Consider the following 13987-nt stretch of genomic DNA (forward strand, 5'->3'; position numbering starts at 1 on the left):
GAATGGGGCAGGCTGCTTCCCAGGGCGAACACCAGGAGGATGCCTTCATGCGGACCTTGGGCCTTCAGATTCAGCACCTGGCCCCGGGGGAGGCGGTGGTGGCCGGGGTGGTGGGGGAGGCGCACTTAAACCTCCACGGCACCGTGCATGGAGGATTTCTCTACGCCTTGGCGGATAGCGCCTTCGCCCTGGCCTCCAACTCCCGGGGGCCCGCCGTGGCCCTATCCTGCCGCATGGATTACTTCCGTCCCCTTTCCGCCGGAGCGCGGGTGGAGGCGAGGGCCCAGGAGGTCAACCTCTCCCGGCGCACCGCCACCTACCGGGTGGAGGTGGTGTCCGAAGGGAAGCTGGTGGCCTTATTCACGGGAACGGTGTTTCGCCTGGGAGGGGATGCCTTTCCCGGTTCAGGGGAAGGGCTACCTTCCGGGCAGAACGCTTGGCACAAGGAGGAGGGATGATGTACCAACCGGAATTGGAAACCCTACCCAGGGAAAAGCTGAGGGCTTTGCAGGAGGAAAGGCTTAGCAACATCGTGGCCTACGTGTACGAGAGGGTGCCCTTCTACCGGCGGCTTCTGGACGAGGCAGGGGTGGACCCGAAGGGAGTGCGGACCCTCGAGGACCTCCCTAAGCTCCCCTTTACCAAGAAGGACCACCTCAGGGAAAACTACCCCTTTGGCCTCTTTGCCGTGCCCCGGGAAAGGCTGGCGCGCATCCACGCCAGCAGCGGCACCACCGGCAAGCCCACCGTGGTGGGCTACACCAAAAACGACCTCCAGGTCTTTGCGGAGGTGGTGGCCCGCTCCCTGGCCGCGGCGGGGGCTAAGCCGGGGATGATGCTCCACAATGCGTATGGCTACGGGCTTTTCACCGGGGGCTTGGGTCTGCACGGGGGGGCGGAGGCCTTGGGAATGACGGTGGTCCCCGTTTCCGGCGGCATGACGGAGCGGCAGCTCATGCTCATTCAGGACTTCCGCCCGGAGGTGATCTCCTGCACCCCCTCCTATGCCCAGACCCTGGCGGAGGAGTTCAGGAAGCGGGGGGTCTCCCCGGAGGAGCTCTCCCTGGAATACGCCGTGCTGGGCGCTGAGCCCTGGACCGAGACCATCAGGAAGCAGGTGGACGAGGGGCTTGGGGTGAGGAGCACCAACATCTACGGGCTTTCCGAGATCATCGGTCCCGGGGTTGCCAACGAGTGCGTGGAGGAACGGCAGGGGAGCCACATCTGGGAGGATCACTTCCTGCCCGAGGTGGTGGACCCGGATAGCGGCGAGCCCCTTCCCGAGGGCAAGGTGGGGGTTTTGGTCTTCACCACCCTCACCAAGGAGGCCATGCCCCTCTTGCGGTACTGGACGGGGGACCTCACCTTCCTCACCTACGAGGCCTGCTCCTGCGGCCGCACGCACGTGCGCATGGGCCCCATCCTGGGCCGCACCGACGACATGCTCATCATCCGCGGGGTCAACGTGTACCCCACGCAGGTGGAGGCGGTGCTTTCGGGCATACCCGAGGTGGAGCCCTACTACCAGATCGTGGTGCGGCGGGAGGGTACCCTGGACGAGGCCGAGCTCAAGGTGGAGGTTTCCGAAGCCTTCTTCCAGGAGATCGGGCGCAAAGCCCTTTCCGATGAGGTCATCGAGGCGGACCACCGCCTCCACGCCCTGAGGGAGAAGGTGGCCCACAAGATCAAGGACAGCACCGGGGTGAGCATGAAGGTGACCCTCCTGGCCCCGGGGGAGGCCCCGAGGAGCGAGGGGGGGAAGCTGAGGCGGGTTGTGGATCTGAGAAAGAAGTAGCCATGCGTCCCATTCCCCCTGGCTTCCAGGCGGTTTTTGAGACCGTGGTCACCCCCGAGATGACCGTGAACTTCGAGGAGCTCGGCCCGGTCCACCCCGTTTACGCCACCTACTGGATGGCCAAGCACATGGAGCTGGCCGGACGCAAGATCATCCTCCCCTTCCTGGAGGAGGGGGAGGAGGGAATCGGCAGCTATGTGGAGGTGCGCCACCTGGCCTCGGCGCTTCCGGGAATGCGGGTGAGGATCGTCGCTCGCCACGAGCGCACGGAGGGGAACCGGGTTTACGCCAACATGGAGGCCTACAACGAGCTTGGGGACCTGATTGGCCGGGGGCGCACGGAACAGGTGATCCTCCCCAAGGAGAAGGTGGAGGCCCTCTTCGCCCGGCTGCGGGAGAGGTGGGAGGCTAGGGGAAGGGTCTAGCGCTGCCCCACCTTGGCTTTAGCCAAGGTGGGGGCCCCGGCAAAGCCTTTCCTAAAGCTTCAGGGGTCTGCCTGCAATAAGCAGGTAGACCTCCTGGGCTGCCTTCGCCAGCAGGGCGTTCACCTCTCCCAAGAGGTCCCGGTAGCGCCGGGCCAGGGGGTTTGCGGGAACGATCCCCATCCCCACCTCGTTGGAGATGACGATGACCCGCTTGCCGCTGGAGGAGACCGCTTCCAGGAACCGCCGGGCTTCCGCCAGGGGATCGCGGTCCCTTTCCAGAAGGTTGGAAACCCAAAGGGTGACGCAGTCCACCACCACCGTGGGGTAACGGGCCCTCTTAAGGGCTTCCACCAGGTCCAAGGGTTCTTCCAGGGTTTCCCAGGTGGGGGGGCGTTCCGCCCGGTGGCGGGCGATCCTCTCCGCCATCTCCCCATCCCGGGCCTCCGCGGTGGCGATGAGGGTGGCCCAGGGGCCAGCAAGCCTTTGGGCGTGGCGGCTTTTCCCGCTTTTGGCCCCGCCCAAGAGGAGGATGAGACCGGGGGGAGGTGGGGGGTCAAGGGATTCCGCTTTCCCCCTGGGCGCTGGGGAAGGGTTTGGCCTAAGCCCCAGGTGGCGGTGGAGGTACTCGAGGTCCAGGTGCTCCTCTAAGGCGTCGGCCAGCTGGTCCAGGACTGCCTCCAGGGCCTTGGCCTCCTGGCCGAAGAGGGCCCGCTGCACCCCAGGATTTTCCAAAAGGCCGTGAAGCCAGGTGGCGAGAAGGGGCCCCTCCTGGTGCACCGAGGGGATCCCCTGGCCGTGGTGGATCTCGTAACCCTGGGCCCTCAGGCCGTTCAGCCTGGCCCAGAAGCCGGAAAGCCCCCGGAAGACCACCCCGGCCGGGCGTACCGTTTTCTCCCTGAGCATCCGCACCTGGAAGGGAAGAAGGCCTAGGCCTGGAAAAACCCCCTTGGCCTCCACCCCTTCCTCGTCAAGGATGGCCTGGGCCAGCATCTCCGCTCCCCCGCAGATGGCCAGCACAGGTTTTCCCGCCTCGAGGTGGGCCCGCAGGAGGGGTAGGAAGCCCTGGAGCCAGGCCAGGTCCCTGGCGGGCAGGCGGCTTCCCGGGAGGATTAGGAGCTCGGCTCCCTGGGCCTCCTCGGGGGTACGGGCGTACACAGGCTGGGCGAGTTCCGAAAGAGGCCAGAACTCGTCCAGGTTGGAGGCATGGGGGTAGCGGAGGATGGCCACCTTTGGGCCCAGGCTCTTTCTCGGGTGGTGGCGGAATCCATCCTCCTCGGGCAACTCCAGGGGAAGCATGGGCAGCGTGCCTAGGACCGGGATTCCCGTCCAGCCCTCCAGGAGGCGGTAGGCGGGTTCCAGCAAGCGGATGTCCCCCCGGAACTTGTTGAGAATAAGGCCAAGGAGCTTTTCCCGGTGCTCCCCCAGCAGGGCCCAGGTGCCGTAGAGGGCGGCCAGGGACCCTCCCTGGTCCACGTCGGCCACCAGGAGGGCCTGGGCCCCCGCCCACTCCGCCACCTGAAGGTTGGGGAGGTCCGGCCAAAGGTTCCGCTCCACTGGGCTTCCCGCTCCCTCCAGGACCAGGACGTCGAACTCCTTCCCCAAGGCCTCCAGGGCTTCCCGTACGGGAGCCTCCAGATGGGGTCTACGCTCCTTCCACGAAAGCCGGGAAAGAAGGGGGTCCACCCGGCCCAGGACCACCACCTGGCTTCCCTCGAGGCCCATGGGTTTGATGAGGATGGGATTCATGCGGGGATCGGGTTCGGTCCCTGCCGCCACCGCCTGGAGCCACTGGGCGCTGGCCATCTCCCCGCCCGCCACCACCCGGGAGTGGTTGGACATGTTCTGGGCCTTAAAGGGAGCTGCCCGGAGGCCCAGGCGCCGGAAGTGCCTGAGGAGTCCAGCGGTGATGAGGCTTTTCCCCACCCCGCTTCCCGTCCCCCAGATGATGAGCGCCTTAGCCTTCACCCTGAACCTCCGGAACCGGTGCGAAGGAGGTCTTGGCCAACGTGCAAGCCTTCGCTGTTCCTTCCCAGCCGTTCTCGGCCTTCAGGCTTGGCCCAGTGGGCCGAGGTGCCCTAGGCGAGGGGAACCAGGGCTGTGTTTTAAGCCATCCCTTTTCCACGCTCATCAGGGTTCAATCCTCCATCAGGCCCTCGCGGCCAGGGTCTCGGCGAGGGTTGCCAGGAGGGCCTCTATAGCCTCCTCCTTCTGGGCAGAAAGCCTTAGCCACTCGGGCAGGCCAAAGCTGGTGGCGTCCCTTACCCGTATGCCCCTTTCCCTTAGCCTCCTGGCCACCTCCGTGGCCTGCCCCACCCGCACCAGGAGGAAGTTGGCCGGGCTTTCCCGCACCGGTAGGCCTAGCTCCCGTAGGCCGTGGGCCAGGAGACGGCGCAGGCGGATGAGTTCCCTTTTGCTCTCCTCCAACCACCCCTGGGCCTCCGGGTCCAGGTGGCCTAAGAGGAGGGCCTCCCCGTAGACGGAAACCGGCCAGGAAGGAGCCAGATGGCGGAAGGAAGTGAGGTCTATGGGGGCCAAAAGGTACCCGGCCCGTATCCCAGTGAGGCCGTGAGCCTTGTTGGGGCTGTACAGGCGCCAAGCGCCTTGGGGCAGGGGAAACGGCTTTTCCATAAGGGGGTAGTAGGCCAAATCCAACACCAAGGCCCCCCCGGCCCGTTGTGTGGCCTCCTCCAGGAAGGGGTACACCTCCCCCGTGGGGTTGTTGGGCACGCAGAGGAAGGCCAAGGAGCTCTGGGGTAGAAGCCTCAGGAACTCCTCCGGGCTTCCCGCCTCAAAAAGGGGCAGATCCAGGGCCCGCGCAGCCCTGGCGTACTCGCTGAAGGTGGGCCTGAGGAGGAGGATAGGGCCCCTGAGGTGGTTCCAGCGGGCCAGGCGGTGGATGAGTTCGCTGGTGCCCGTGCCCACGGCCACATGGCTTTCCGGAACCCCGTGGGCCTCGGCCAGAAGGCGGTGGGTTCTATGGTAGAGGGGGTCCGGGTAGCGGCTTGGATCGGCCTGCCTGAGGTACTCCAGGATCACCGGGTTGGGCCCCAGGGCGTTGGCGTTGGTGGAGAAGTCGTAGAGGGGCTCAGGACCCCCATCGGGCCCGCCGTGGATGGGCCTCAGCGCATCGTCCAGCATGGCTACATGCTACGCCCCTTTTGCTCCTCCGGAGCGTGGCCTGGCCCTAACCCCTGGCCCGCACCAGCCAGGCGGAAAGGCCCATGAGGCCTGTAAGGAGCAAGAGGGTGGCGGCGAAGGCCAGGCGGTGGTTGGGCAGGACGGCGTAGAAGAAGGCCAGGGAACCCCCGGCCAGGGCGCTTCCCAGGGCTTGGCCCAGGGCTCGGGCCACGGACAGGGCACCCGAGGCCAGCCCCTCGAGGCCCCCAGGCGCCAGGGAAAGCACCAGGGCGTTGTTGGCTGCTTGAAAAAGGGCCCGTCCTATCCCCAGGAGGAGGAGCCCCAAGGCCGAGCCCCAGAGGGGATGCCAAAGGGGCAAGAGGGCGAAGCCCACGCCCGCGGCCACCAGGAGGTAGGCCCCGAGGAGGGCCATGCGGTTGTACCCCAGGCGGTCTGCGGTGCGGCCGGCCCAGGCACCCAGGAGGAGAAGTTGCAAGGGGTTGAGGAGGAGAAGGGTGCCGATGGCGCTGGGGGAGAACCCCTCTGCCCCCAGGTGGAAGGCCAAGGCCACGGTGGTGCCCAGGGTGTGGAGGAAGTACAGGGAGGTGGCCGCGAGGGCCTGAAGGAACCCAGAGGCCTCGAACAAGCGCCTTAGAGAGCCTTCCTGCCTGGGAAGTTCCGGAAGATTGCCTGAGAGGAAGAGGGCGAGAAGCCCCACGGGAAGGGGGAGGAGAAAGACATAGGAAAGGCCCCAGGTGGCGGCCAAGCCCCCAAGGGCAGGGCCCAAGAGGGTGCCGGTGGCCACGGTGCTGGCCACCATGCCCATGGCGTAACCCCGGGCCTGGGGAAAGGCGCTGGTGGCCAGGCCGGGCACCAGGCCCACCACCATGGCGGTGGCCACTCCCTGGGCCAGGCGGAGGAGGATGAGGTAGGGAAGGCTCGAGGCCAGGGCTAGGGCCAAGGCCAAGGCGGCGTGCAGGATCAGGCCCAGGCGGAAAAGCCGCGCGGCACCCAGGTAGCGGGCCAGCCAGGCCACGGGCAAATAGGCCAAGGCCGCTCCCAAAAGCCCAGCGGAAACCGCCTGCTGGGCAGTATCCGGACCTACCTCGTAGATCTGGGACAGGAGGGGGAGGGCAGGGGCCAGGCTGCTTTCGCTCACCGTTCCGAGGAGTACGCCGAAGAGGAGGGCCACGAGCCTCGAGTCCACGGGAAAAGCCTACCCATAACCGGACCAGGGTGGGTAGGGCACGAAGCGGTGTAGACCTCCGGACCTTACACCTTTCCACGTTTCCATGCGCCGGGGGAAACTGGGGGCGTGGGTACGCACACGCAGGTGTATCTCCTTTCCGAGGCCCGGGGCCTTTCCCGGGATCTCTTGGGCGGCAAGGGGTTTGGGCTGGTGGAGATGGCCCAGGCGGGGCTTCCCGTTCCCCCGGCCCTCATCATCACCACGGAGGCTTGCCGCCGCTTCCTCAGGGAGGGGGCGGTGCCGGGCCTGTGGGAGGAGGTCCGGGCCAAGCTGGCAGCCCTCGAGGGCCTAGTAGGCAAGCGCTTCGGCAAAGGGGAGGGGAGCACCCCTCCCCTTTTGGTTTCCGTGCGGAGCGGGGCCCCGGTGTCCATGCCCGGGATGATGGACACCATCCTCAACCTGGGCCTCTCCTCGGAAGGAGTGGAAAGCCTGGCCCGGGCCACGGGGAATCCCCGCTTCGCCTGGGATGCCTTCAGAAGGCTCCTTTCCATGTACGGGGAGGTGGTCTTGGGGGAGAGGGCGGAGGTCTTTGAGGGCATGCTCTCCGCCTTGAAGGAGAAGCGGGGTGTCCAAAGCGACACGGAGCTTTCCCCCGAGGACCTCGAGGCGCTTTCCTTCCAATACCTGCGCCACCTGCAAGAGCGGGGTACGCCCTTCCCCATGGACCCCTGGCTTCAGCTGCAAGGGGCCATCGAGGCGGTCTTCCGCAGCTGGCTGAATCCCCGGGCCAAAACCTACCGCCGCATCTACGGCATCCCGGAGGACCTGGGCACGGCGGTGGTGGTCCAGGCCATGGTCTACGGGAACCTGGGGGAGGACTCGGGGACCGGGGTGGGCTTTACCCGCAACCCCGCCACCGGGGAGAAGGGCCTCTACGGGGAATACCTGCGGAACGCCCAGGGTGAGGATGTGGTGGCGGGTATCCGCACCCCTGAGCCCCTTTCCCGCCTCAAGGAGTACGCCCCCGAGCTCTATAGGGAGATCGAGCGGGTGGCCCACCTCTTGGAGCGCCACTTCCGCGACATGCAGGATTTTGAGTTCACCGTGGAACGGGGGAGGCTCTACCTGCTCCAAACCCGCTCCGGCAAGCGCACCGCCCAGGCCGCGGTACGCATCGCCGTGGAGATGGCGGAGGAGGGCCTGATCAGCAAGGAGGAGGCCGTGCTCCGGGTGGAGGCCAACGCCCTGCCCGGCCTCCTCAAGCCCACCGTGGACCGGGAGAAGGCTCCCAAACCCATTCTGCGGGGCCTTCCCGCAAGCCCAGGGGCGGCGTTCGGCCATGCGGTCTTCAGCAACGAGGCGGCGGAGCGCTACACCGCCCAAGGGCTTCCCACCATCCTGGTGCGCCCGGAAACCACTCCCGAGGACATCACCGGCATGTACCTTTCCAAGGGAATCCTCACCGCCCGGGGAGGCTTGACCTCCCATGCGGCGGTGGTGGCCCGGGGCCTGGGGGTGCCGGCGGTGGTGGGGGCGGAGGCCTTGAGGGTGGTGCCCGAGGAAGGTCGGGCCTGGGTGGACGGCCTGGAGATCCAGGAGGGGGAGCTGCTCACCCTGGACGGGAGCACCGGGGAGGTTTACCTGGGAGCGGTGCCCCTGGCTGAAGCGGCCGAGGAGGAGCTTTTGCATAAGCTTCTTTCCTGGGCGGAGCCCCACCGTTCCCTGGGGGTCAGGGCCAATGCCGATACCCCCCTGGACGCCCAAAGGGCCCGGGCTTTCGGCGCCGAGGGGATCGGACTTTGCCGTACCGAGCACATGTTTTTCCAGGAGGAACGCCTGCCTTGGGTTCGGCGGTTGATCCTGGCCCGCACCCCGGAGGAGGAAGCCGAGGCCTTGGAGCGGCTTTTCGTCTTCCAAAAGGAGGACTTCAAGGGCATCCTCAAGGCCATGGATGGCCTCCCGGTAACCGTACGCCTCCTGGATCCTCCCCTCCACGAGTTCCTGCCCTCCCTCGAGGAACTGAAGGTGCAGGCGGAGGCTGGGGACGAGGAGGCCAAGGCCCTTTGGGAGCGGGCCAAGGCCCTGGCGGAGCAGAACCCCATGCTGGGCTTTCGGGGCATCCGGCTTTTGCTCCTCAGGCCGGGCATCTTCCGCATGCAGCTTCGGGCGCTCCTGGAGGCGGCCAAGGAGCTAAGGGAAGAGGGTTTTGATCCCCGCCCTGAGGTCATGGTTCCCCTGGTGGCAGATCCCAAGGAGGTGGAAAGGGCCAAGGCCCTGGCGGAGGAGCTTTTCCGGGAGTACGGCCCCATTCCCTTCGGCACCATGATCGAGACTCCAAGGGCGGCCCTTCTGGCTTCGGAGATCGCTCCCCTGGTGGACTTTTTCAGCTTTGGCACCAACGACCTCACCCAGATGGCCTTTGGTCTTTCCCGGGACGATGCCGGGAAGTTCCTTCCCCAGTACGTGGAGGAAGGGCTTTTCCCCTTCGACCCCACGGAGCGCCTGGACGAGAAGGGGGTGGGAAGGCTTCTTCGGCTTGCGGTGCAGGAAGGGAAGCGGGCTAACCCCAGGCTTAAGGTAGGGCTGTGCGGGGAACATGGGGGCGAGGCTCGCAGCGTGGCCTTTGTGGCCGACCTCCTGGATTACACCTCGGCGAGCCCCTTCAGGGTGCTTACCGCCCGGCTTGCCGCAGCCCAGGCGGGGCTTCGGGCCTCGAGGTACGCAGGCACCTGACCGAGGCCTGAAGGAAGCCCAGGGGGGTAAGCCCCCCTGGGCTTAACGCTTTAAACTGGAATGGTTTACAGGATTAGCGGACTTAAGAAGAGGGCTATGAGGGAAGTCTACGCCTTTGTGGAGAAAAGGGACCTGGCGATGAGCCGACTGCTTTCTAGAAGGGTCTCACCTCTATCCCTGCTTCCTCCAGCGCCCTGCGCACCGCCAGTGCCACCTCGGGGGCGTTGGGGTTGTCCCCGTGGATGCAAAGGGTTTCCGCCCTGACCTCCACCTCCCCGCCATCCAGGGCCTCTATTTTTCCTTCTAGAACCATCCTGAGGGCCCGCCTGGCTGCCTCCTTGGGATCGCTGATCCAGCTTCCCGGGAGGGAGCGGGGGGCCAGCTGGCCGTTTTTCAGATACGCCCGTTCGGGAAAGGCCTCGAGGACCACCCTTAGCCCTGCCCTCCGGGCCTCCTCCTCGTACACCGTGCCGGGAAGCACCACCAAGGGCACTTCGGGGTCAAAGGCCTTCACCGCCTCGGCGATGGCCCGGGCGGTTTCCCGGTCGCGGCAGGCTCTGAGGTAGAGGGCCCCGTGGGGCTTCACGTGGTGAAGGCTTAGCCCTTCTGTCTTCAGGAAGGCGTAGAGGGCTCCTATCTGGTAGAGGACGTCCGCATAGACTTCCTCGGGCCTCAGGGCCATATCCCTGCGACCAAAGCCCACCAGGTCGGGGAAGCCCGGGTGGGCTCCCACCGCCACTCCATGGGCCTTGGCAAGAGTCACCGCCTCCCTTATGCGGGTGGGGCTTCCCCCATGAAAGCCGCAGGCCAGGTTTACCGAGGTCACCAGGGGGAAGATCTCCCGGTCGTGACCGTAGGTGAAGGCTCCATAGGACTCCCCAGCGTCGGCGTTGAGGTCTATGAACATGGCCACCCCCTTACAGGGAAAGCTTAACCCCAAACGGAATGACCTGCATGTTATCCCCCGGTCATGGTTCGGGGTAGCCACGTGGCCAACTCCGGGAACAGCATGAGGAGAACCACCATGAGAAGCAGCACCCCCATGAAGGGAAGGGCATAGCGAGCGATGTGGAAGAGGTCCTCCCCGGTTAAGGACTGGATGACGAAGAGGTTGAAGCCCACGGGGGGAGTGATCTGGGCCAGTTCCACCATGATCACCAGATACACGCCGAACCACAAGGGGTCCACGCCGATGGCCTTCACCACGGGAAGGATCACGCTGATGGTGAGGACCACGATGGAGATCCCATCCAGAAACCAGCCCAGAACGATGTAAACCAGGCTCAAGAAGAAGATGAGGGCCACGGGGGTGATCCCAGCTTCCACCGCCCAGGTGGCCAAGGCCCTGGGGATACCGGTGAACCCCATGGCCAGGGTCAGAACCCCGGCTCCTGCCAGGATCAGGCCGATCATGCTGGTGGTGCGTATGGCCCCCATCAAGCTTTCAAAGAACATCCTGGGGGATAGCTCCCGGTTTAGCCCCGCCAGGAGGAGGGACCCCGCTACCCCTATGGCCGCCGCCTCCGTGGGGGTGGCTACCCCCAGGTAGATGGAGCCCAGGACCAGGAGGATGAGGAAAAGCACCGGGAAAACGGATAGAAGGCCGACCAAGCTTTGGCGCAGGGGCTTCCGGGGTTCCCGAGGTAGTTGGTGGCGATAGAGGAAGGCCAGAAGGGCCACCAGGAGCATGAAGAGCAAGGTTAAAACCGCTCCTGGCACCACTCCAGCCATGAAAAGCCGGGCTACGGAAACCTCGGCCATGACCCCGTAGACGATCATGATGACGCTGGGGGGATGAGGAAGCCTAGGGTTCCGGCCCCGGCCAATGAGCCCAGGGCCAGGGGCTTGGGGTAGCCGCGGCGCAACAGCTCGGGCAGGGTAAACCGGCCCACGGTGGCGGTGGTGGCAGCGGAGGATCCGATGACGGCGGCGAAGAGGGCGCTGGCCACCACGTTCACATGAAGGAGTCCCCCAGGAAGGCGGGAGAGAAGGGGGCTAAGCCCCTGGAAGAGCCCCTGGGCCAGCCGGGAGCGGTAGAGAACCTCCCCCATCCAGACGAAAAGGGGCAGGGCGGCCAGGCTCCAGCCGGAGGTGGCGGACCATAGGGCGGTGGCCAGGTTGGCTCCCGGAGGGGCGGTGGTGAACAAGGCCAGGCCAGCGAGGCCCACCAGGAGGAGGGCCAGGCCCACGTAGACCCCCAGGGCCAGGAGGAGGAAAAGGAGGCCCACCAGGATAAGGCTTTCCCATAGGAGGCTCATTCCTTTCCCTCCTTCCAGGTTTTTAGGCCCGCCTCGAGAAGGGCCAGGGCGAAGATGCTGAGGCCCACCGCCAGGAAGCTTTGGGGTAGCCAGAGGGGAAGGGGGAGAAGCCCTGGGGCCAGGTCTCCGTAGCGGAAGCTCTCCGCCACCCTAAGCCAGGCTTGAACGGAGGCATAAAGGGTTGTTAGGAATCCGAGCCCCAGGGCGAAGGTTTCCAGCGGGCGACGGGTCCTGGGGGGAAGCTTTCGCAAGAGAAGCCGCATCTGGATGTGCCCCCCGGCCCTCAGGGTGGGAGCAAGGCCCAGGAAGATGAGCCCGGCGGTGGCGAAGCCGGCCATCTCTAGGGCGGAGGGCACCACGAAGCCCAGGTACCGCCCTGCCACCTGGGCCAGGATCACCAGGAGGATGAAAAGGCCCATGAGGGCCGCCAGGAACTCGGATAGACGGTAGAGGCCCTCGAGGGCCTTCTCCAAGAGGTTCATCGTCCAAGGTACTGACGGTAGATCTTGACCCCCGTGGCTCCCGCCTGCTTTTGCCACTCCAGGATCATGGTTTGCCCCACCTTCTTGAGGTCGGCCAGGAGGGTGGGGGAGGGCTTGACCACCTGCATGCCCCGGCTCGCCAGGGTTTGCATGGCCTTTTCCTCCTGTTCCTGGCTCAGCCGCCAGCCCCGCTCCTCTGCCCGCTTGGCCGCCTGCAACAGGGCTTCCCGATCCTGGGGGGAGAGGCTTTCAAAGGCCCGTCGGCCGACGACCACCATGTTCTTGGGGATCCAGGCCTTCACGTCGTAGAAGTAACGGGCGAAGTCCCAGGCCTGGCTGTCCACCCCGGTGACCGGGGAGGTGATCATGGCCTCCACAATCCCCGTGGCGAAGGCCTGGGGAATGTCTGCGGCCTCCACCTGAACTGGGTGCATGCCGAGTAGCTCCGCCAGCCGGGCGGTGGCGGGGTTGTAGGCCCGGAACCGCATGCCCTTTAAATCCGCCCCTGTATTCACGGGCCGCTTGGTGTAGAGCCCTTGAGGCGGCCAGGGAACGGCGTAGAGAAAGACCACTCCCCTTTGGGCCAGCCACTTTTCCACTTCAGGGCGCTGAGCCTGGTAAAGCCGACGGGCCTCTTCGTAGCTGGTGGCCACGAAGGGGATGGAGTCCAGGTTGAAGAGGGGGTTTTCGTTGGCGAGAAGGGACATGAGCACCTCCCCCATCTGCACCTGCCCGTTCCTTACCGCGGGCAGGATCTGGGGATGGGGGAAGAGGGAGCCTCCAGGGTGGACGGTGATCTTGAGCCGGCCTCCCGTGGTTTCCTCCACTTCCTTTACAAACTGCTGAATGTTTTGCGTGTGGAAGTTGGCCGGAGGATACGGGGTGGCCATGTTCCAGGTCTGGGCTTGGGCTACTAGGGCCAATGGGAAAAGCCAGAAAAGGAGCTTACGCATAACCATGCACCTCCAAGAATTATGTTACCGCTTGGGCACCCGGTCCACAAACTCATTGGTGTACGTGCGCTTGAGATCGATCCGGGCCCGGGCCACGTTGGGGTCAAAGGCGGAAAGCACCGTGAGGGGCCTCAGGGAAGCAGTGTCGCTGAAGCGCCCTGTGGGAGAGAAGGACTCCAGGGAGTTCCTGAGGACCTTGAGGTACAGGGCCCGGTCGCCTAGGAAGTACTCCTCCGGTAAGACGGCAGCGATTTCCTCAGGGGTTTTGCCCTGCATCCACCTCAGACCCCGCACCATGGCGTTCACCAGGCGCTGGGCGGTGTCGGGGTTCCGCTCCAACCAGGCCCGGGTGGTATAGAGGACGGCGGCCGGGTACTCCCCACCCAAAACCTCCCGGGTTCCCTTGGTGGAGCGGGTGTCCGCCAGTACCTTGATGAGGCCCCTTTCCTCCAGAAGGGTGATGGCGGGTTCCACATTGGAGATGGCGTCCACCTGGCGGTTTTGCACCGCGGCCACCGCTTGGGCCCCCACGGAAACCCCGATCACGGATACATCCGTGGGCTTGAGGCCGTTTTTCACCAGGAGGTAGTTGAGGAAGAAATGGGTGGAGCTTCCCGGAGCGGTGACCCCCACCTTCCTCCCCTTGAGGTCGGCGATGCTCCGCACCTGGTCTGCCAGGTCCGAGCGCACTCCCAGCACGATGGCCGGATAGCGCCCCACCTCCACGAAGGCCACGATGTCCCTGCCTTGGGCCTGCATCTGGATGGTGTGGTCGTAGTAGCCCATCACCACCTCCACGCTTCCCCCCACCAGGGCCTGGAGGGCCCTCGAGCCCGCCTGCAGGTCCTGGATCACCACGTCCAGGCCTTCTTCCTTGAAGTATCCCAGGCGCTCCACCACGGTGAGGGGCAGGTAGACCACGGCCGTCTTTCCTCCTACCCCCAGCACCACCCGCTTCTGGGCTAAGCCCGCCGCCAAAAGTAACACCAAAAGCGCTACAACCAGCCTCCTCATATTCCCTCCTTTCCTCTATTG

11 protein-coding genes and 1 pseudogene are annotated in these 13987 nt (G+C 65.6%); 4 read left to right on the forward strand and 8 right to left on the reverse strand.

The features are described from left to right. The first annotated feature begins 2 nt into the window (after positions 1-2). The 3 genes from paaI to EBI04_RS01935 are packed head-to-tail and all read left to right on the forward strand — an operon-like array spanning position 3 to position 2220. Positions 3-458 carry a hydroxyphenylacetyl-CoA thioesterase PaaI gene (gene paaI, locus EBI04_RS01925; RefSeq protein WP_135255809.1) on the forward strand — a complete coding sequence of 152 codons (456 nt, stop codon included), beginning with the start codon at positions 3-5 and terminating at the stop codon, positions 456-458. Beyond that, positions 458-1795, forward strand: coding sequence for a phenylacetate--CoA ligase family protein (locus tag EBI04_RS01930; RefSeq protein ID WP_135257840.1), 1338 nt, complete (start codon positions 458-460; stop codon positions 1793-1795). Before paaI ends, EBI04_RS01930 begins: the two co-directional genes overlap by 1 nt. Before the next feature lie 2 nt (positions 1796-1797). Beyond that, positions 1798-2220 (forward strand): thioesterase family protein, encoded by a 423-nt coding sequence (locus tag EBI04_RS01935; RefSeq protein ID WP_135255810.1) that lies wholly within the window; start codon positions 1798-1800, stop codon positions 2218-2220. Positions 2221-2271: 51 nt separating this feature from the next. Here EBI04_RS01935 and EBI04_RS01940 read toward each other — a convergent pair whose 3' ends face one another. The 3 genes from EBI04_RS01940 to EBI04_RS01950 all read right to left on the reverse strand — a co-directional run bounded on the left by EBI04_RS01940 (position 2272) and on the right by EBI04_RS01950 (position 6544). Beyond that, positions 2272-4185, reverse strand: coding sequence for a cobyric acid synthase (locus EBI04_RS01940; protein WP_135255811.1), 1914 nt, complete (start codon positions 4183-4185; stop codon positions 2272-2274). Positions 4186-4365: 180 nt separating this feature from the next. Next, a complete protein-coding gene (locus EBI04_RS01945) occupies positions 4366-5358 on the reverse strand; it encodes a pyridoxal phosphate-dependent aminotransferase (RefSeq protein WP_135255812.1) in 993 nt (330 codons plus the stop codon). 46 nt (positions 5359-5404) lie between these two features. Next, positions 5405-6544, reverse strand: a complete 1140-nt coding sequence (locus EBI04_RS01950) for an MFS transporter (RefSeq protein ID WP_135255813.1) — start codon at positions 6542-6544, stop codon at positions 5405-5407. 108 nt (positions 6545-6652) lie between these two features. Between EBI04_RS01950 and ppdK the strand changes: the two genes are divergently transcribed. Then, positions 6653-9259, forward strand: coding sequence for a pyruvate, phosphate dikinase (gene ppdK / locus EBI04_RS01955; RefSeq protein ID WP_135255814.1), 2607 nt, complete (start codon positions 6653-6655; stop codon positions 9257-9259). Between the two features lie 154 nt (positions 9260-9413). Here ppdK and EBI04_RS01960 read toward each other — a convergent pair whose 3' ends face one another. The 5 genes and pseudogenes from EBI04_RS01960 to EBI04_RS01980 form a co-directional block, all read right to left on the reverse strand. Next, positions 9414-10166, reverse strand: coding sequence for a LamB/YcsF family protein (locus EBI04_RS01960; RefSeq protein ID WP_135255815.1), 753 nt, complete (start codon positions 10164-10166; stop codon positions 9414-9416). Between the two features lie 50 nt (positions 10167-10216). Continuing rightward, a pseudogene (locus EBI04_RS13925) lies at positions 10217-11517 on the reverse strand (TRAP transporter large permease). After that, positions 11514-11999: a TRAP transporter small permease gene (locus EBI04_RS01970; RefSeq protein ID WP_135255816.1), complete on the reverse strand. Its 486-nt coding sequence runs from the start codon at positions 11997-11999 to the stop codon at positions 11514-11516. Before EBI04_RS01970 ends, EBI04_RS13925 begins: the two are co-directional and overlap by 4 nt. After that, positions 11996-12952: a TRAP transporter substrate-binding protein gene (locus tag EBI04_RS01975; protein WP_135255817.1), complete on the reverse strand. Its 957-nt coding sequence runs from the start codon at positions 12950-12952 to the stop codon at positions 11996-11998. Before EBI04_RS01975 ends, EBI04_RS01970 begins: the two co-directional genes overlap by 4 nt. 24 nt (positions 12953-12976) lie before the next feature. Then, positions 12977-13966: an ABC transporter substrate-binding protein gene (locus tag EBI04_RS01980; protein ID WP_135255818.1), complete on the reverse strand. Its 990-nt coding sequence runs from the start codon at positions 13964-13966 to the stop codon at positions 12977-12979. Between the last annotated feature and the right edge of the window lie 21 nt (positions 13967-13987).

It is taken from the genome of Thermus caldilimi, assembly GCF_004684245.1.
GTDB classification, from domain to species: Bacteria; Deinococcota; Deinococci; order Deinococcales; family Thermaceae; genus Thermus; species Thermus caldilimi.

Excerpts from the sequence above, each read along its gene's own strand:
- paaI (WP_135255809.1), top strand. The coding sequence starts at position 3 with ATGGGGCAGGCTGCTTCCCAGGGCGAACACCAGGAGGATGCCTTCATG.
- EBI04_RS01930 (WP_135257840.1), top strand. The coding sequence starts at position 458 with ATGTACCAACCGGAATTGGAAACCCTACCCAGGGAAAAGCTGAGGGCT.
- EBI04_RS01935 (WP_135255810.1), top strand. The coding sequence starts at position 1,798 with ATGCGTCCCATTCCCCCTGGCTTCCAGGCGGTTTTTGAGACCGTGGTC.
- EBI04_RS01945 (WP_135255812.1), bottom strand. The coding sequence starts at position 5,358 with ATGCTGGACGATGCGCTGAGGCCCATCCACGGCGGGCCCGATGGGGGT.
- EBI04_RS01960 (WP_135255815.1), bottom strand. The coding sequence starts at position 10,166 with ATGTTCATAGACCTCAACGCCGACGCTGGGGAGTCCTATGGAGCCTTC.
- EBI04_RS01970 (WP_135255816.1), bottom strand. The coding sequence starts at position 11,999 with ATGAACCTCTTGGAGAAGGCCCTCGAGGGCCTCTACCGTCTATCCGAG.
- EBI04_RS01975 (WP_135255817.1), bottom strand. The coding sequence starts at position 12,952 with ATGCGTAAGCTCCTTTTCTGGCTTTTCCCATTGGCCCTAGTAGCCCAA.
- EBI04_RS01980 (WP_135255818.1), bottom strand. The coding sequence starts at position 13,966 with ATGAGGAGGCTGGTTGTAGCGCTTTTGGTGTTACTTTTGGCGGCGGGC.